This is a genomic window from Streptomyces sp. NBC_00691 (assembly GCF_036226665.1).
In the GTDB taxonomy this organism is placed as follows: Bacteria; Actinomycetota; Actinomycetes; order Streptomycetales; family Streptomycetaceae; genus Streptomyces.
Genome location: NZ_CP109007.1, coordinates 859326 through 876406 on the forward strand (window position 1 = coordinate 859326; position 17081 = coordinate 876406).

General features: G+C 74.9%; 12 protein-coding genes. 4 read left to right on the forward strand and 8 right to left on the reverse strand.

Annotation, left to right across the window (positions count from 1 at the left end):
- Positions 1 to 14: 14 nt before the first annotated feature.
- Both OG392_RS03805 and OG392_RS03810 read right to left on the reverse strand, forming a co-directional pair.
- Entirely contained in the window at positions 15 to 1169 is a 1155-nt protein-coding gene (locus tag OG392_RS03805) for an acyl-CoA dehydrogenase family protein (RefSeq protein ID WP_329275535.1), read from the reverse strand.
- Entirely contained in the window at positions 1166 to 2305 is a 1140-nt protein-coding gene (locus tag OG392_RS03810; RefSeq protein ID WP_329275538.1) for a CaiB/BaiF CoA transferase family protein, read from the reverse strand. The genes OG392_RS03805 and OG392_RS03810 overlap by 4 nt, the downstream gene beginning before the upstream one ends.
- Before the next feature lie 236 nt (positions 2306 to 2541).
- Between OG392_RS03810 and OG392_RS03815 the strand changes: the two genes are divergently transcribed.
- A complete protein-coding gene (locus tag OG392_RS03815; RefSeq protein WP_329275540.1) occupies positions 2542 to 4230 on the forward strand; it encodes a class I adenylate-forming enzyme family protein in 1689 nt (562 codons plus the stop codon).
- A gap of 65 nt (positions 4231 to 4295) precedes the next feature.
- Positions 4296 to 5339 (forward strand): LLM class F420-dependent oxidoreductase, encoded by a 1044-nt coding sequence (locus OG392_RS03820; protein WP_329275542.1) that lies wholly within the window; start codon positions 4296 to 4298, stop codon positions 5337 to 5339.
- Between the two features lie 121 nt (positions 5340 to 5460).
- Here OG392_RS03820 and OG392_RS03825 read toward each other — a convergent pair whose 3' ends face one another.
- Entirely contained in the window at positions 5461 to 6111 is a 651-nt protein-coding gene (locus OG392_RS03825; protein WP_329287048.1) for a response regulator transcription factor, read from the reverse strand.
- A 2-nt stretch (positions 6112 to 6113) separates the two neighbouring features.
- Positions 6114 to 7337 (reverse strand): sensor histidine kinase, encoded by a 1224-nt coding sequence (locus OG392_RS03830; protein WP_329275546.1) that lies wholly within the window; start codon positions 7335 to 7337, stop codon positions 6114 to 6116.
- Positions 7338 to 7421: 84 nt separating this feature from the next.
- Here OG392_RS03830 and OG392_RS03835 point away from each other — a divergent pair, with 84 nt between their 5' ends.
- Both OG392_RS03835 and OG392_RS03840 read left to right on the forward strand, forming a co-directional pair.
- Positions 7422 to 8387 (forward strand): ABC transporter ATP-binding protein, encoded by a 966-nt coding sequence (locus OG392_RS03835; RefSeq protein ID WP_329275548.1) that lies wholly within the window; start codon positions 7422 to 7424, stop codon positions 8385 to 8387.
- Between the two features lie 2 nt (positions 8388 to 8389).
- Positions 8390 to 9136, forward strand: coding sequence for an ABC transporter permease (locus OG392_RS03840; protein ID WP_329275551.1), 747 nt, complete (start codon positions 8390 to 8392; stop codon positions 9134 to 9136).
- A gap of 72 nt (positions 9137 to 9208) precedes the next feature.
- On the opposite strand, the gene OG392_RS03845 is transcribed toward OG392_RS03840, so the two are convergent.
- The 4 genes from OG392_RS03845 to OG392_RS03860 all read right to left on the reverse strand — a co-directional run bounded on the left by OG392_RS03845 (position 9209) and on the right by OG392_RS03860 (position 16735).
- Positions 9209 to 11245 (reverse strand): BTAD domain-containing putative transcriptional regulator, encoded by a 2037-nt coding sequence (locus OG392_RS03845; RefSeq protein ID WP_329275553.1) that lies wholly within the window; start codon positions 11243 to 11245, stop codon positions 9209 to 9211.
- Between the two features lie 97 nt (positions 11246 to 11342).
- Positions 11343 to 11534: a hypothetical protein gene (locus OG392_RS03850; protein ID WP_329275556.1), complete on the reverse strand. Its 192-nt coding sequence runs from the start codon at positions 11532 to 11534 to the stop codon at positions 11343 to 11345.
- 136 nt (positions 11535 to 11670) lie between these two features.
- Positions 11671 to 14751 (reverse strand): AfsR/SARP family transcriptional regulator, encoded by a 3081-nt coding sequence (locus OG392_RS03855; RefSeq protein WP_329275559.1) that lies wholly within the window; start codon positions 14749 to 14751, stop codon positions 11671 to 11673.
- Between the two features lie 169 nt (positions 14752 to 14920).
- Complete coding sequence (locus tag OG392_RS03860) at positions 14921 to 16735, reverse strand: hypothetical protein (RefSeq protein ID WP_329275562.1); 1815 nt, start codon at positions 16733 to 16735, stop codon at positions 14921 to 14923.
- Positions 16736 to 17081: the final 346 nt, after the last annotated feature.

The window sequence follows — 17081 nt, forward strand, 5'->3', positions numbered from 1 at the left end:
ACCGTGGCCCTGGATCAGTACGACTTCGGCAGCCCCAGGGTGTAGTGCGAGACGAAGTTGAGGATCATCTCCCGGCTCACCGGGGCGATCCGCGCCACCCGGGAGAGAGTCAGCAGGGAGGCGAGCCCGTACTCGGTCGTCAGACCGTTGCCGCCCAGGGTGTGGATCGCCTGGTCGACGGAGTGGGCGCACACCTCGGCGGCGGCGTACTTGGCCATGTTGGCGGCCTCGCCGGCGGCCATGTCGTCGCCCGCGTCGTAGAGTTCGGCGGCCCTGCGGGTCATCAGCCGGGCGAGTTCGAGCTCGATGTGGAGCCGGGCGAGCGGGTGGGCGACGGCCTGGTGGGCGCCGATCGGGGCGGACCACACCTGCCGGGTGCGGGCGTAGTCCACGGCCTTGTCCAGGGCGTACCGGCCGAGGCCGGCGGCGAACGCGGCGATCATGATGCGTTCGGGGTTCAGTCCGGCGAAGAGCTGCTGCAGCCCCGCGTCCTCCTCGCCGACCAGCGCGTCCGCGGGCAGCCGCACGTCGTCCAGGACGAGTTCGAACTGCTTCTCCGGGGCGCCGAGTTCCATCGGGATCTCGTGGTGCGCGAAGCCGCGAGCCTCGCGCGGCACCACGAACAGGCAGGGCTTGAGGCGGCCGGTCCGGGCGTCCTCGGTCCGGCCCACGACCAGGGTGGCGTCGGCCTCGTCGACCCCGGAGACGAAGATCTTGCGGCCGGTGAGCAGCCAGTCCGTGCCGTCGCGGCGGGCGGTGGTGGTCAGCCGGTGGGAGTTGGACCCGGCGTCCGGCTCCGTGATGCCGAAGGCCATCCGGGAGGAGCCGTCGGCCAGCCCGGGCAGCAGGCGGCGCTTCTGTTCCGGAGTGCCGAAGCGGCTGATGACCGTGCCGCAGATGGCGGGCGACACCACCAGCATGAGCAGCGGGTTGCCGGCCGCACCGAACTCCTCCATGACGAGGGAGAGTTCGGTGATGCCGCAGCCCCCACCGCCGTACTCCTCCGGGAGGTTGACCCCGAGGTAGCCGAGCCGTCCCGCCTCCGTCCAGAGTTCGCCCGGGGTGCGCGGGTCGGGACCGCCGTCGCCCCGGCCGCGCGCGAACGCGGCGACGGCCTCCCGCAGCGCCCGGTGCTCGGCGCTCTCCGCGAACGTGCCGTGCCCGCTCATCGGACCAGCTCCGCGAGGATCTCGGCGGTGTGCTCGCCGTGCCCGGGGGCGGCGCCGCGCAGCGAGTCCAGTCCCGCGCCGAACAGGACGGGGAAGCGGACCTGTCGGCGCGGCTCCTCGGTCGCCGATCCCGGCAGGGTCCCGACGAGGTCGCGGGAGGCGACGTGCGCGTCGGCGAGGAACGCGTCGGCGGTCTCGTACACCGGCGCCCAGGGCAGGTCCAGGGCGGCGAGCGCGGCGCACCACCAGGCCAGGTCGCGGCGGGCGAAGACACCGGTGAGGAGCTCCCGGATCCGTCCCCGGGCGCGGGTGCGCGCCGTGCGGCGGTCGTACGCGTCGTCGTCGAGCTCGGGGAACTCGCCGGCGAAGGCCTTGCGGAAGGTCAGCCAGAACTTGTCCTCGAAGGTCGCGAGGGCGATCCGGCCGCCGTCCGCGGCGGTGAACACGTCGTTGTCGCCGGTGACCAGAGGGCTCTCGGCCGGGTCGGACAGCGTGCGCAGGGGCAGCGCGAGCGGACCGGCCCAGGCGGCGGCCGCCTCGTGCAGGGACACGTCGAGGTGCTGGCCACGGCCGGTGGCGCGGGCGGAGGCGACCGCGACCGCGGTGGAGAGGGCCGCGTACATCGCTCCGGCGAGGTCGGCGATCCTGAGGCCCACCCGGTCGACGCGCTCGCCGGGGCGGTGGGGCACGGCGAAGAAGCCGGACAGGGCGAGGAAGTTGAGGTCGTGGCCGGGCCGGGCGGCGTAGGGTCCGTCCTGTCCGAAGCCGGTGATGGAGCAGAGCACCACCCGCGGGTTGGCCTCGCGGAGCCGCTCGTAGCCCAGGCCCATGGCGTCGAGGACGCCGGGACGGTGGCTCTCCACGACGGCGTCGCTGCGCTCCACCAGCCTCAGCAGGGTCTCCCGTTCGGACGGCTCGCGCAGATCCAGGACGAGGGAGCGCTTGTTGCGGTTGAGCGCGGCGAACGTCTCCGGATCGACCAGCCGGCCGTAGTCGCCGCCGTCCGGGCTCTCCACCTTGACCACGTCGGCGCCGAGGTCGGCCATCAGCACCGTGGCGAATCCCCCGGGCAGCAGCCGTGAGAGATCGAGAACCCGTATGCCGTCCAGGGCCGGCCAGCCCGCCGTCACGTCCACCTGCGACTCCTTCCGCTCCCGCGGCCTCCGGTCGAGGGCGGGCACAAGCGGGCGCACGTTACCCGCCACCGGACGGCGGGCCCTGGACGGAATCTGCACGGCTCCTGCCTCCCCCGTGCGGTTCCCTCGCCGGAGGGAGCCCCTTCCAGCCGCCGGGGGATCCGGCACCGGGGGCCCGAGGAGTGGGATGGGACCAGCGCCGGACGGACCGGCAGCCCACGCCGAGGAGAGTCACCATGCAGCTCAGCACCGCACCGGCCGCCCCGCGCACCGACATGCCTCTCGACGCGGTTCCGCACCTCGCCGCCCCGCTCGCCGAGTCGCTCCGCCCCGCGGACACCGCGGCGCCGCTCTCGGAGCACACCGTCGGCTCCCTGCTGCGCGAGGTCGCCGCCGACCGCCCGGACGCCCCGGCCCTGGAGTCGGTCCCCGACGACGGCGCCGCACCGCGCACCTGGACGTACGCCGAGCTGCTCGCCGAGGCCGAGAGCGTGGCGGGCGGGCTGCGGGAGCGCGTCGGACTCGGCGCGCGGGTCGCCCTGTGGGCGCCGAACGTCCCGGGGTGGCCGATCGTGGCGTACGCGGCGGCGCTGGCCGGGGTGACCCTGGTGGCGCTCAACCCGGCGCTGCGGGCCGGCGAGCTCGCCCACGCCCTGCGCACCTCCGAGGCCGAGATGCTGATCCACGCCGACGCCGTCCGGGGCTACGACATGGCCGGGACGGTGGCCACGGTGGCCCCGGACATGCCCGGTCTGCGGCACGTCGTGCCGCTCGCCGCGTGGGAGTCGCTGCGGGGTGCCGCGCCGCTTCCCTCGCAGGAGGAGGTCGCCGCCGTCCCGGCGCAGATCCAGTTCACCTCGGGCACCACCGGCCTCCCGAAGGCGGTGCTGCTCTCCCACCGGTCCGTGGTCAACGTGGCCCGGCTGACCTTCGAGGGTCTCGGCGTCCACGACGGCGCGACCGTGGTCTCCCCGCTGCCGATGTTCCACACCGCGGGCTGTGTCATCTCCTGCCTGGGGCCGCTGTGGAGCGGCGGCGTCTTCACGCTCCTGGAGCGCTTCGACCCCAAGGTCCTCTTCGAGGTGCTGCGCCGCTCCCCCGGCGCGGTGCTCACCAGCGTTCCGACGGTGCTGACCGCCCTGAACGACGTGGCCCGCGCCGCCGACGGCGCGCCGGCCCGGCTCTCCTCCGTCCTCACGGGCGCGGCGCCGGTCCGCCCGCAGCTCATCACCGAGACCGAGGAGCTGTTCTCGACCACGGTGTTCAACCTGTACGGGCAGACCGAGCTGGCGTCCGTGGTCACGCTGACCCGGCCGGACGACACCGCCGAGGACAAGACCAGCACCGTCGGCCGCCCCCTGCCGCACGTCGCGTGCAAGATCGTGGACCCGGACACCGGCCGGGTGCAGCCGCTCGGCGTCCCCGGCGAGATCTGCGCCCGCGGCTACCAGCAGCTCCTCGCGTACTACGGCGACGCGGAGGCCACCGCCCGGAAGGTGGACGCGGACGGCTGGCTGCACACCGGCGACATCGGGTCGATGGACGCGACCGGCGCGGTCCGGATCGAGGGCCGGCTGAGCGACCTGATCATCCGGGGCGGCGAAAACATCGCGCCCGGCCCCGTCGAGTCCTTCCTCAGCACACTGCCGGGCGTCCGCGACGCCCTGGTGGTGGGGGTGCCGGACGACCGGTGGGGCGAGATCGTCGCCGCGGTGCTGCTCCCCACCGCCGACCGCCCGGAGGGCCCGGACGTCGAGGAGTGCGTCGCCCACTGCCGCGAGCAGCTCTCCCCGCACAGGATTCCGGTCCGGTGGTACCTCGCGGACGGGCTGCCGCTGACCGCCTCCGGCAAGATCCAGAAGTTCCGGGTCCAGGAGCTGATCGCCGAGGGCTCCCTCCCCCGCCTCGACGCGCCTCGCGCCTGAACCGCCCCGCGGACCACGTCTCCCGACCTCCCGTCATCCCGCCGACGCACCCCGGAGCCCACGCCATGAAGATCTCCATGCAGCTGAAGTACGACACCGACATCGTCGCCGCGGCCGGTGAGGTCGCCGAACTGGAGCGGGCCGGCTTGGACCTGGTCTGGGTGCCGGAGGCGTACGGCTACGACGCGCCCAGCTTCATGGGCTTCCTCGCCGCCCGTACGGAGCGGATCGAGATCGGTTCCGGCATCCTCTCCGTCTTCAGCCGGACGCCCGCCCTGCTGGCGATGACCGCGGCCGGGGTCGACGCCCTGTCCGGCGGACGCTGCCACCTCGGCCTCGGCTCCTCGGGCCCGCAGGTCGTCGAGGGCCTGCACGGGGTGCCGTACGCCGCCCCGGTGGCCCGGACCCGCGAGACCATCGAGGTCATGCGCGCCTTCTGGCGACGGGACGAGCCGGTGCGTCACGAGGGGCGCACGGTCACGCTGCCGCTGCCCGAGGGGCAGGGCACCGGCCTCGGCAAGCCGATGCGGCTGCTGACGGCCCCGGTCCGCCCGACCGTCCCGGTGTGGGTGGCGGCGCTGGGCCCGAAGAACGTCCGGATGGTCGCGGAGACCGCCGACGGCTGGCTGCCGCTCTTCTTCGTCCCGGAGTGGTGCGACCGGGTGTGGGGCCCGGCCCTCAAGGAGGGCGCCGCGGCCCGCGGGCCCGAGCTGGGACCGCTCCAGATCTCCGCGGGCGGTCTGCTCGCGATCGGCCCGGACGCCGAGCGGGCCCGGGAGCTGGCCCGCGGACAGCTCGCGCTGTTCGTCGGGGGCATGGGCGCGCCCGGCCACAACTACTACTACGACCTGGTCAGCCGGTACGGCTACGCCCGTGAGGCGGAGACGATCCAGCGCCTGTTCCGGGCCGGGGACAGGGCCGGGGCCGCGGCCGCCGTGCCCGCCGCGCTGCTCGAGGCCACCACGATCTGCGGTACGGAGAGCTACGTGCGGGACCGTCTGGACGCCTACCGCGAGTCCGGGGTCACCCACCTCCAGGTCGTGCCCGTGCCGCAGGAGGGCGAGTCTGAGGCGACGGTGGTCTCCCGCCTGAAGGACATCACCGGCTGACGGGGCGCCGCCGGCCACGGAGCCCCAAGCCCTGTCAGGCCCGGAGCCCTCAGCCCTCTCAGTCCTCTCAGCCCTGTCCGCCCAGCCGGCCCAGCCGGCCCAGCCGGCACTGTCACCTCCGTCAGCCCACGGCGACGAACCCCGACTCGTACGCAAGGACCACCGCCTGCGTCCGGTCGCGCGCCCCCAGCTTCGCCAGGGTGCCGCTGACATGCGTCTTGACCGTCTGCACCCCCAGGAACAGCCGCTCGGCGATCTCCGCGTTGGACATCCCCTGCGCCATCAGCCGCAGCACCTCCGCCTCCCGCTCGGTGAGCTGGGAGCGGGCCAGCGCGTCCCCGGGCTCCCGGGCCTGACGCCCCTGCACCAGCGAGCGGATCGCGGCGGGGAAGAGCACCGAGTCCCCGGTCGCCACCGTACGGACGGCCTGGACGATCTCGGCGGGTCGGGACCGCTTGAGCAGGAACCCCGACGCCCCTTCCCTGAGCGCCTCGTAGACGTAGTCGTCGCGTTCGAACGTGGTGATCACGAGGACCCTCGGCGGGTCGGGGACGGCGGCCATGAGGTCGCGGGTCGCGGTGATGCCGTCGACGGTGGGCATCCGCACGTCCATGACGACGACGTCCGGGCGCAGCCTACGGACGAGCGGCACGACCTCGCATCCGTCGGACGCCTCGCCGACCACGGTGATGCCGGGGGCGTTGCCCAGGATGGCGGACATGCCGGCCCGGACGAGCTCCTCGTCGTCGACGAGGAGGACGGAGATTTCCATGATCACGATTCCAAGCGTAGGGGGAGACGGGCGCTGACGGTCCAGCGCCCCGAGGCGGCTCCGGCGCTGGCCCGGCCGCCGAGCAGCGCGGCGCGCTCCCGCAGACTGCGCAGCCCCTTGCCGGTGCCGGAGGCCTGCGGCACCTGCTCGACCAGCCGGTTGGCGACGGTGAGCCTCACCTGTTCGCCGGTGACGGCGAGCTCGACGTCCACGGGTGAACCGGGGGCGTGCTTCATGGCGTTGGTGAGCGCCTCCTGGAGGATGCGGTACGCCTCGCGGGAGACGACGCCCGGCACGGCGTCCACGTCGGCGGCCGTGCGCGAGCGCACCGTGACGCCCGCCGCGCGGCTGGCCTCCAGGAGCTGTCCGATGTCCGCGAGCGTGGGCCGCACGGTGCGGACGCCCTGCTCCTCGTCCTTCAGGTAGCCGAGGGTGCGCTCCAGGTCGTTCATGGCCCGGCGGCCGGTGTCCTCGATCGCCGTCAGCGCCCGGATGACGAAGTCACGGTCGGCATCGATGAGTTCGCGGGCCGCACTCGCCTGAAGCACCGTGACGGTGAGGGCGTGGCCGATGGAGTCGTGGAGTTCGCCGGCGAGCCGGTTGCGGGCCAGGAGTTCGTCCGCCCGGCGCTCCGCGGCCGCCAGCCGTTCGGCCGTCGAGGGCCCCAGTAGCCTTCGTGCGAGGGCGAGTTGTACGTTCCCGGCCCACACGACCAGTCCGAACACGGCGACGAGCAGCGGCGGCACGAGGCCCAGGTACCAGATGTGCCGGTGGCCGCCGGGGACGGTGATGCCGAGGATCGTGCGGGAGCCCTCGACGGCGGGCGCGGACGCCAGCGTTCCGGTGACGGACAGCAGCTGGGCCACGACGCTGGCGATGAGCAGTCCCCACCAGCAGCGCAGCACCAGCCAGACGCTGGTGCGCCGGCGGTCGGAGAGGCTCCGGGCCGGGGCGCGGCCGATGTCGTTCTCGTCGTCCGGAACGAGCAGCAGTCGCGCCTGGATCCCCTCCGCCCGCCGCGCCCCCGGCACCAGGCCGAGGAGCAGCAGGGGGACCACCGGCACGAGGGCGCAGGCCGCGAGGGTGCGCGCCAGGCTCTCCGTGATGCCGGGCCACACCAGGACGCAGACGGGCCCGACGGCCGCTCCGAGCAGCAGGTGGAGCCCTCGGGCGTACGTACGGCCCTGGCGCAGGGCGTCGTAGAGCGTCGACGGCAGACGTCTCATGGTGGATCAACTCCCTCCCCGGGGGGAGGTGACTCCCGCCGCCGGGGGATCCGTCCGGCACCGCCGCACGGTTGGCTTGAGGACATGAACAGGGACAACGCAACGGCGCACGGTGCGGGCGACGCACCGGCCGTCGAAGTACGCGGCCTGGTGAAGGCGTACGGCGACCGGACGGTGGTGAAGGGCCTCACCTTCCAGGTGCGGGCCGGTTCCGTCACCGGCTTCCTCGGCCCGAACGGCGCGGGGAAGTCCACGACCCTGCGGATGATCCTGGGACTGGACCGGCCCACGGCGGGCGAGGTCCTGGTCGCGGGACGGCCGTACGCCAGGCTGGTCGAGCCGCTGCGCCACGTCGGCGCGCTGCTGGACGCACAGGCGGCGCATCCGGGCAGGACCGCGCGCGACCATCTGCTCTGCGTCGCCCACGCCGGACGCATACCGCCGGGGCGGGTCGACGAGGTGCTGGAGCAGGTCGGCATGGACTCCGCGGCCCGTCGCCGCATCGGCGGCTTCTCGCTGGGGATGCGCCAGCGCCTGGGCATCGCCGCGGCGCTGCTCGGCGACCCCGCGGTGCTGATCCTCGACGAGCCGGTCAACGGTCTCGACCCCGAGGGCATCCGCTGGCTGCGGCACTTCCTGCGAGGACTGGCGGACCGGGGCCGGGCGGTGCTGATCTCCAGTCACCTGATGACGGAGACGGCGCTGCTCGCGGACCGGCTGGTCGTGATCGGCCGGGGCCGGCTGCTGGCGGACGTGTCCATGGCCGAGTTCGCCGCGGAGCACGGCCGCTCCCGGGTGCGGGTGCGGGCCGACGAGCCGGAGCGGCTGCGTGAGGCCCTGGAACGCAAGGGGCTGCGGGTGGTGCCCGGCGACGGCGACGTGCTGGAGGTGTACGCGGCGGAGGCCGCCGACGTCGGCCGCTGCGCGGCTCACGAGGGGGCCGCCGTCCTGGAGCTGGTCCAGGTGGAGGACTCGTTGGAGGAGGCATTCATGCGCATGACCGCCGATTCGGTGGAGTACGGGGGGCGACCCCTCGGAGAGGTGGTCTGACGATGTCTGTCGACGCGGTGCTCCGCTCGGAGTGGACGAAGATCCGCTCGGTGCGTCCGGTCCTGTGGTCGCTGCCGCTGGCCGCGGCCCTGCTCGTCGGCATCGGTGCCGGCGTGACAGGGTCGGTCGGCCCGGAGGAGGCGGACGGCCCCGGCTTCGACCCGGTGCAGCTCGGTTACTACGGCATCCTGTTCGCCCACGTCGTGGTGATCGCCTTCGCCGTCCTGGTGGTCGGCAACGAGTACCAGCACGGCGCCATCCGGGTGTCGCTGGCGGCGGTGCCCCGGCGCGGTCTGATGTACGCGGCCAAGCTCACCGTCGGGGCGGTGCTGGCCCTGGTGGCCGGCGCGGTCGCCTCGCCGGCCACGTTCCTCCTCTCGCAGCGTCTGCTCGGCGAGCACGGCGCGGCGCTCGGCGATGCCGGTACGGTGCGGGCGATCGTGGTGGGCGCCCTGTACTTCCCGCTGCTCGCGGTCATGTGCATGGGGTTCACGGCGATGCTGCGCAGTCTGATGCTCTCCATGGGTGTCCTGGTCCCCGTGCTGTTCCTGGTCTCCCCCGTACTGGCGGAGATCCCCGGCCTGCAGGAGCTGGCCTGGTACCTGCCGGACCGGGCGGGCCAGTACGGACTGCGGCTCGACCCCGCCGCCGCGCCCTACGGCCCCATGACCGGGGTACTGGTCATGGCGGTGTGGGCGGGGGCGGCGGCGGTCGGCGGCTGGCTGACGCTCCGCACACGCGACGCGTGAGCGTCCCGCCGCCGTGAGGGGCGCGTGAGGGGACAGGGGCGGTGGGCATCGACGACCGTCCCCTCACGCCGTTCACTGTTCCCGGGCGTGGAGGCGCACCAGGGGCGAGAAGGCGTACTCCTCGCCGGCGCCGACCGGGGGTTCGAACAGCTGGTGGTCGACCAGCCGTTCCAGGAGGTCCTCCGCCTGGTTCCCGCCGCACCGCAGCACGGCGGCCGCGCCGTCCGGGGTGAACGCCCGGTCCTCGGACCGGGCGAGGGCGCGCACGGCGTCACGGAGCACGGGATCCAGACCCTCGTGCGCGGACGTCAGCCGTTCCCGTACGGACAGGTCGCCGACGACCAGTTCCGACAGCCGCCGGTCCTCGTCGGCCAGCCGGTCCGCCAGCCGGGCCAGGGTCCAGTGCGGGCGGGCGGCGAGCCGCATGCCCGCGATCCGCACGGCCAGCGGGATCCCGTCGCACAGCTCGGCCAGGGTCTCGGCCGCCGTCCGTTCGGCCAGCACCCGCCGCTCGCCGGCGATCCGGGCGAGCAGGGAGACGGACTGGTCGGCGGTGAAGCGCTCGACGCGGAAGTGCTGGGCGCCCTCCAGGCCGGGCAGCGGGGTCCGTCCGGCCAGCAGGGCGGCGCCGCCGGGGCCGGACGGCAGCAACGGGCGCACGGCTCGCTCCCCCGGCGCGTCGTCGACGACCACCAGGACCCGGCGGCCGGCCACGGCCTCCTGGTACAGGGCCGCGAGCTCGGGCAGTCCGGTGGGCAGCCCGGACGCCGGTACGCCCAGGGCCCGGGCGAAGCCGCGCAGCGCCGTACGGACCTCGTCGGGCGCGCCGGTGCGCAGCCGGGCGTGCAGGACGCCGTCGGGGAAGTGGCGGGCGACGGCGGCGGCGATCTGGACGGTCAGGGCGGACTTCCCGACGCCGACCGGCCCGTGGAGGGCGGCGACCGGCGCCGCGCCGAACGCGGCCAGCGGCCCCTGCCCGGTCAGGTACTGACGGACCTGGAAGTGCTCGACGCGGCCCACGAAGTCCCCGACGCTCTGCGGAAGCTGGACGGAGCGCGGGGCGTCGGCGCGGCCGGCGGGCCGCTCCGTGATCACGCTCCCGGCCCGGGCGTCCTCCCGCAGCACGGCCATCTGGGCCTCGCGGAGTTCGACGCCGGGCTCGATGCCGCTCTCGACGCGGAGCCGGCGGGCGACCGCGGCGAACATCTCCAGCGCCTCCGCCCGGCGGCCGGAACCGGCGAGCGCGGCGAGCAGCCGGGCGTGCAGGCCCTCGTGCAGCGTCTCGTGCCGGGCGATCGGCCCGACCTGTGCGAGCACCTCCTCGTGCTGTCCGCGGGCGAGGGCGAGATCGGCGAGGCGCAGCGCGGAGGCGACGCGCAGCCGGCCGTGCCCGACGGCGGCGGCGTGCCGGGCCAGCCGCGGCGGGGCGCCTTCCAGGAGCCGGCCGCGCCAGAGTCCCAGCGCCTCGGTGAGCAGGGCCTGCTCGTGGACCGGGTCGTCGCCGGCGCGGGCCGACGCGGCCTCGTCCGTCAGCCGGACGAAGTCCCGGACGTCGAGCCGGCTGTCCCCCTCGATCCGGAGCTCGTAGCCGCCGCCGTGCCGCACGACCGCGGTGCGGCCGACGTCGGGGAGGGCGTGCGCGTCCAGCATCAGCCGGATGCGTGAGATGTAGGTGTGGATCAACTGACCGAAGGTGTCGGGAAGTTCGCCGTCCCAGAGGACTTCGATGATCTCGTCGCGTTCGACCACCTGGTGGGCCTTGAGCGCGAGGAGTCCGAGCAGGGTCCGCTGCTTCGGCGTTCCGGTGAGCAGTTCGGCGTTGCCGCGCGTGGCGGACATCCTGCCGAGGATCTTCAGGACCAGCGGGGCGTCCTCGGGGACGTCCTCGTCGGCACCGGTGGTGACTCCGGCCTGAGCCAGCAGGGCGGGTTCGTGCAGGGCTTCGGCGATTCTGCGCAGCGATCCGGATCTCGGGGCCCTGACCCGGCCCCGTTCGATCTCACGGAGCGTCCGGAGACCGATCCCGGACTTCTCGGCGAGGTCCCGCTGACTGACCCCGTTGCGGGTCCGCGCGGCGCGGACCATGGTGGCGACGTCTCGTTCAGCCAACGCCGTCGCCGGACTACCACCCGTCATGACTCCCCCATGGCATGGTCGTTCGTTTCGCCGTCCGTCCCGTCGTGGGCGACGGACCGCGCCGGCGTGATCAGCCGCGGCTGTCCCACTCCTCGTGGGGGTCGTTGACGATCGGGCCCTCGGCCGCGACGGTGCTCGTCACGGGCGCCGTGACCTGCTGCTCGACGACGGCCAGGAGGGAGAGGCCGAGCACCGCGGCGATCGCGACGCAGGCGGTGCGCAGGGCGTGGGTGGTGGGACGGGTGGAGGTGGTCGCTCGCATGTGCTCGGTCTTCCGTTCGCTCGTCGTTCGTGCTGGCGAGTCAGACTCTGCCGCCTGCCGATCTACGCTGGATAGATCCTGGATATCCGCTCTGACCTGCGGATATATTCCTGCCGCCGGGGATGCCGGGGCAGCTTCACAGCAGGTCGCCGAGGACCTTGAGGAGAGCGGCCGTGTGGTCGGCGTCGGGCAGCCCGAGCCGGGTGAAGAGCATGTGGGCCTGGCGGGCGCGGACCACCGCGGCACCCGTGTCGCCGAGGTCGGCCAGGGTCCGGCCGAGCACCAGGAGGGCGAGCCCCTGGTCACGTACCGCGCCGCGCTGCTCGCACAGCACCAGCGCACGCCCCGCCTCCTTGAGGGCCTCCTCCCGGCGTCCCGTGACCCTCAGGGTCTCGGCGAGCCGGTGGCGGGCCTGCGATTCCTGCCCGCGGATCTGCCAGGTCTCACACAGGTCCAGGCACCGGGTGTGGCTCGCGACCGCCTCGTCGTGCCGGCCCAGTTCGTGCAGCGCCATGCCCTGCACGTACAGCGCGTAGGCGGCGCCGTGGTGGTCCTCGACCTCGCGCAGCGCGGCCAGCGCCTCGTCGCACGCGACGAGCGCCTCCTCCGCACGACCGCCGCGCAGCCGGGCCTGCGCCGCGTTGAGCCGCGTCACCAGTTCGCCCGAACGGTGCCCGAGCGCGACCGCCAGCTCGATGGCCTGGTCGTAGAAGTGCACCGCGTCCTCGTAGCGGTGCTGGAACTGCGCGATCAGACCGCGGTCGTTGAGCGTCTGACGCAGGATCACCCGGTCGCCGACCCGCTCGCACGCCTCGGCCGCGAGCCGGGCGAACTGCTCGGCCTCGCCGAGCCGGGCGCTCTGCAGGGCGGCGTTCCCGCAGACGAATCGGGCCCGCCCGGCGACGTGGTCGTCGCCGCGCTGCGCGGCCGTCTCAGCCAGGGCCTGCGCGGCGGAGGCGAGTTGCCCGTACGGGACGTCCTTGCCGAAGGGGGTGAGGGCGATGAGCAGGTCGGCGGCGACCCGCAGGATCCGCGGGGCCGACCCGGCGGGGCTGCGGGCGGCCAGCGTCAACGCGTGGGTGAGGCATTCGAACTCGGCGGTCACCCAGGCGCGGGCCTCCGCGAGCCCGGCGAAGGGCGGCGCGGGCGCCGGGTCGGAGGTGAGGAAGACGCCGTCCGGGTTGCCGGGCACCATGCACTGGAAGGCGGCGCGCCCGGCGGCCAGCAGGTGGTCGAGGAGCGGCGCCAGTACGGGGATGCCGGCCTCGCCGCCGCCGTCGCCGGGCGGCACGCCGAGCTGGAGCGCGAAGGCCCAGACGAGGTCGTGGTAGCGGTACCGCCCGGGCTGCGGCGCCTCCAGCATGGCCGCGTCGACCAGCGACTCCAGGATCTCCTCGGCGTCGTAGGCGTCGAGGCCGAGGGCTGCGGCGGCCACCTCCAGGCCGATGCTGGGACGGGCCACCGGCGCGAGGAGCCGGAAGACGCACGCCTGTTCCTGCGGGAGCTGGCGGTAGCCGAGTTCGAAGGTCGCCGCGACGGCCAGGTCGCCGGCGCGCAGCTCGCCGATGCGGCGGCGCTCGTCGGCCAGCCGGCGGGTCATGGTCTCCAGCTGCCAGCGCGGCCGGGCGGCGAGGCGGGCGGCCACGATCCGGACGGCGAGCGGGAGATGCCCGCACGCGCTCACCAGTTCGACCGCGGCGTCGCGCTCGGCCTCCACGCGTGCGGCGCCGACGATCGCGGTGAGCAGCTCGACCGCCTCGTCGGTCGCGAAGACCTCCAGGGCGACGGCGGTCACCGCACTGGGGATGCCGACGAGCCGGGTCCGGCTGGTGACGATCACGGCGCATCCCGCCGAGCCGGGCAGCAGCGGACCCACCTGCGCGGGGTCCCGGGCGTTGTCGAGGAGCAGCAGCATGCGCCGGCCGTCGAGCAGGGTGCGCAGGAGCCGGGCGCGGTCGTCGGTCATGGCCGGGAGCGCGTGCGGGGCCACGCCCATCGCGGCGATCATGCTGCCGAGGACGGCCGACGGGTCGGCGGGTTCGAGACCGCTGCCGCGCAGGTCGACGTAGAGCTGCCCGTCGGGGAACTCGTGCTTGATCCGGTGGGCGACCCGCAGGGCGAGGGTGGTCTTGCCGAGGCCGCCCATGCCGCTGATGGACGCGACCGGGAGCGAGGTCCGGTCGGGGGCGGTGAGGACCCGGCTCAGCTCCTCGACCTGTTCGGCGCGCCCAGCGAAGTCGAATGCGTCGGCGGGGAGTTGGGCGGGGCGGGCGAGGGTCGGCGCGGTGGATTCGGGGTCGGGCGCGGGAGGGGTGCCGGTGGCGCGCGGGGCGGCGGCGGGAGGGCCGGAGGGTTCCGCGTCGCGGGGCGCAGGGGAGGGCGGTGGATCCTCTGGAGTCGGCGGGCGGGGGGTTTCGGGGGCGGCCGTGGCAGGCCGGGTGTCGCGGACCGAGACGTCGAGGAGCGGGTCGCCCGCGAGGACCCGCACGTGCAGCGCGGTCAGTTCGGGGCCGGGGTCGACGCCGAGCTCCTCGGCGAGGACGCGCCGGGCACGCGCGTAGACCGCCAGCGCGTCCGCCTGCCGTCCGGAGGCGTACAGGGCGCGCATGAGGAAGCCGTACGGCCGTTCCTGGAGCGGGTTCTCCTGGGTGAACGCGGTGAGGTCGGGAATGACCGCGCCGTGCCGGCCCGCCTCCAGCTCGTGCGCGAAACGTTCCTCCTCCAGCCCGATCCGCAGCTCCGTGAAGCGGGCCCGTTGCTGCTCGGCGTACGGGCCGGGCACGCCGGCCAGCGGCGCGCCCTGCCAGAGGCCGAGCGCCTCGGCCAGCAGCCGCCCGCAGGCCTCGTCGTCGCCCCCGGCCCGGGCCCGCCCGGCGTCGGCGGCGAGCTGCTCGGCACGGTGCAGGTCCACCGAGAGCGGCGGCGCCACCAAGCGGTAGCCGTCGGGCTGGGAGAGCAGCAGCCGGGGCGCGGCGGAGTCCTCCTCCAGGAGCCGGCGCAGCCGCCACACGTAGGTGCGCAGGCTCGCCAGCGCCGAGCCCGGGGACTCCTCGCCCCAGACCGAGGCGATCAGTTCCTGGGTGGAGGCGACCCTGCCGCAGCGCAGCAGCAGCGCCACGAGCAGGGCCTGCTGCTGCGGAGACCCGATGATGATCGGTTTCTCGTCCCGGTACACGGACACGGCTCCGAGCACGCGGAACCGAATCGACCCCCCCATGGATCCTGCCTTCTGCACTCGCGGCTACGCGACCCCCGTCGCACAGTGACCTGACGCCAGGCGTCAGCCCCGCGATCATTACATGGCCTGCAGGTAAGCGGCACCTGGCCCCCGGGAATGTTTCCCAACCCGTGCCCGGCATCGGGCACGAACCGGGCATGAGGGGACGTCAGCCGTCCAGCAGCATCACATGGACGAGATACGGGAGGAGGCGGACGGCCTGCGGATCGTGGTCGAGCAGCACCGCGACGGGGGTGCGTCCCCGGGCCCGGAGCACCTCGACGAGCCCCGCCCGCCCTGACGCGCCGTCCTCCACCGGGAGCGGCCCGCCGGCCGTCTCCCTGTCCGGCGTGACGGAGGGGACGGTCGGGACGGCGGGGCCCGAGCCGGTGGGCGGAACGCCCTTCTCCCGGGCGAGCAGGGCTCGTTCGGCGGCGGCCGCGAGGGCCTCGTCCCACGTCGCGGCGACGGCGACGACGGTGTCGTCCCCGAGCCGGACCGCGCAGGCCGGCACGGGGACCAGCGCGGTCAGGTCGTGGACCACCGGCTCACCCGCCGCGCGCAGCGCGCGGAGGGCGGCGGGACCTGCGTGGTCCGGAAGCGCGAGCCGGGGGACGCGTGTGCCCGGCTGGGCGAGCCGGTGGACCACCAGCGCCTCGCAGTGCATGGTCAGCGCGGCCTCCACCGCGGCCGCCCAGGTGAGCCCGGCCGCGACGCCCGTCGGCAGCCGGTACGGCGTGCCCGGCGCCGGGACCGGATACGCCTCGGCGGCGAAGACCCGGCGCAGCCGGTCGGTGACGAGGTCGAGGCCCCAGACCTCACGACCGCCCCGGGCGTCCGGGGCGGCGGCCAGGGACCCGTACGCGGCGAGCGCGTCGAGCAGCGCCGCGAGGCGGGCGCTGTGGGCGTCCCGTCCGTGACCCCACACGGTGACGCCCGGCGCGTCGGCGGACGGCGGACCGAACGGGTCGGGCACCGCGACCGCGCACCCCCACAGGCCGGTCGGCCCCGGCGTGGCCTCCGGGACCGGCCCAAGGAGCCCGGTCCTGGCGTCCGCGACCGCTTCGATCCGCTCCAGCAGCCGTGCGGGCTCGACGGCCGCACCGCCGATCCGCCCGAGGAACGCGGCCCGCGCCCCCGTCTCGGTCCCCGCACGGGTGGCCGATCGACCGGGCCGGGGGAACGGCACCACGGGGTGCCGGCCACCGGACGACGTCCGCAGGTCGGTCCGTACGAGGTAGGGGCCTCCGTCGTCCCCCGGCCCCCCGACGATCCCCGCGTCCGAGGCCCCGGTTCCTCCCGCTCCCGGAGTCGCAGCGCCGCCCGCTGCGCCCGCCCCGGGGAATCCATGGCCTGCCGCGGCTCCGGCGCCCGGGACGGTGCCCGCCGCCCCCGTGCCGCCTCGGCCCAGCCAGGCGCTCAGGAGCAGGTCGGCGATCCACTCGGCTCGCTGGGGGGCGAGCACGGCGCCGGGGTCGACCGGCGCGGCCCCCGCCGGCGTGGCCGGCCGGACCCGCGGCGGAAGACCGCGCAGGCGCCGCCAGGCCGAGGCCGCCGCGGTGCGGTCCGCGGGACCGAGGGGGCCGGTCCACAGTTCGTCGCCGTGAACCAGCACCTGTCCCAGCCACGCGCCGGCGTCGGCGCACCGGTCGGCCGTGGCGGCCAACTCGGCCGTCGACCGCGCGACGTGGAGCACGGCGTCGGCGGCGCTGAGCGTCTCCCCCGCCGTCCACTCCGTGGTGCCGGGTGCCGCCTCGCCCCCGCCCGTCCGGCGGACCCGGATGTCGCGGCACCCGGCCCGCGTCGCGGCCACGGCGAGCGCCCGGAGCACCTGGTCCTCGCCGGCGAGCAGCAGCCGCCCGTCCGGCACCGGTCCGGCCCCCGCCCCCCTGGCCGGCGGTTCGACGTGGGCGTCGCCGTCCGCGGCGCCCCGTGGCGCGGCCTCCTCATGAGGCCGGTCGTCGTCACTCCATCGCGGACGCATGCGTCGGCTCCTGTCCCCTGGATCACTGGCGGTCGGTCGAGGGGCTTCACGCCCCCGGACTCGATGAAAGAGCACGGGGATAGGCAAACGATCAACGCGGGATATAGCGTGGCCGGTTTCCACGCTGCCGGCGAACGCCCGCCGTGCCGGGCGGGGGCCGAGCGCCGCACCTCACCGGCGGGGGGCCATAGGGTCGACCCCACAAACGAGGCAGTGCCCAAGGGGGGAACGCGATGCGGGCTCAGCCAGACCGACCCGCTGCGCGACTACCTCTTCGTGCGGCCGCCACCCGTGGCACCCCACGCAAGCCGACCCTGACCTGCGAAAAGCCGACTCAGTCACATGC

Bases quoted from the DNA above. Each gene is read 5' to 3' on its own strand.
- OG392_RS03825 (WP_329287048.1), bottom strand. From the start codon at position 6,111: ATGGAAATCTCCGTCCTCCTCGTCGACGACGAGGAGCTCGTCCGGGCC.
- OG392_RS03815 (WP_329275540.1), top strand. From the start codon at position 2,542: ATGCAGCTCAGCACCGCACCGGCCGCCCCGCGCACCGACATGCCTCTC.
- OG392_RS03850 (WP_329275556.1), bottom strand. From the start codon at position 11,534: ATGCGAGCGACCACCTCCACCCGTCCCACCACCCACGCCCTGCGCACC.
- OG392_RS03820 (WP_329275542.1), top strand. From the start codon at position 4,296: ATGAAGATCTCCATGCAGCTGAAGTACGACACCGACATCGTCGCCGCG.
- OG392_RS03830 (WP_329275546.1), bottom strand. From the start codon at position 7,337: ATGAGACGTCTGCCGTCGACGCTCTACGACGCCCTGCGCCAGGGCCGT.
- OG392_RS03860 (WP_329275562.1), bottom strand. From the start codon at position 16,735: ATGCGTCCGCGATGGAGTGACGACGACCGGCCTCATGAGGAGGCCGCG.
- OG392_RS03840 (WP_329275551.1), top strand. From the start codon at position 8,390: ATGTCTGTCGACGCGGTGCTCCGCTCGGAGTGGACGAAGATCCGCTCG.
- OG392_RS03805 (WP_329275535.1), bottom strand. From the start codon at position 1,169: ATGAGCGGGCACGGCACGTTCGCGGAGAGCGCCGAGCACCGGGCGCTG.
- OG392_RS03835 (WP_329275548.1), top strand. From the start codon at position 7,422: ATGAACAGGGACAACGCAACGGCGCACGGTGCGGGCGACGCACCGGCC.
- OG392_RS03855 (WP_329275559.1), bottom strand. From the start codon at position 14,751: ATGGGGGGGTCGATTCGGTTCCGCGTGCTCGGAGCCGTGTCCGTGTAC.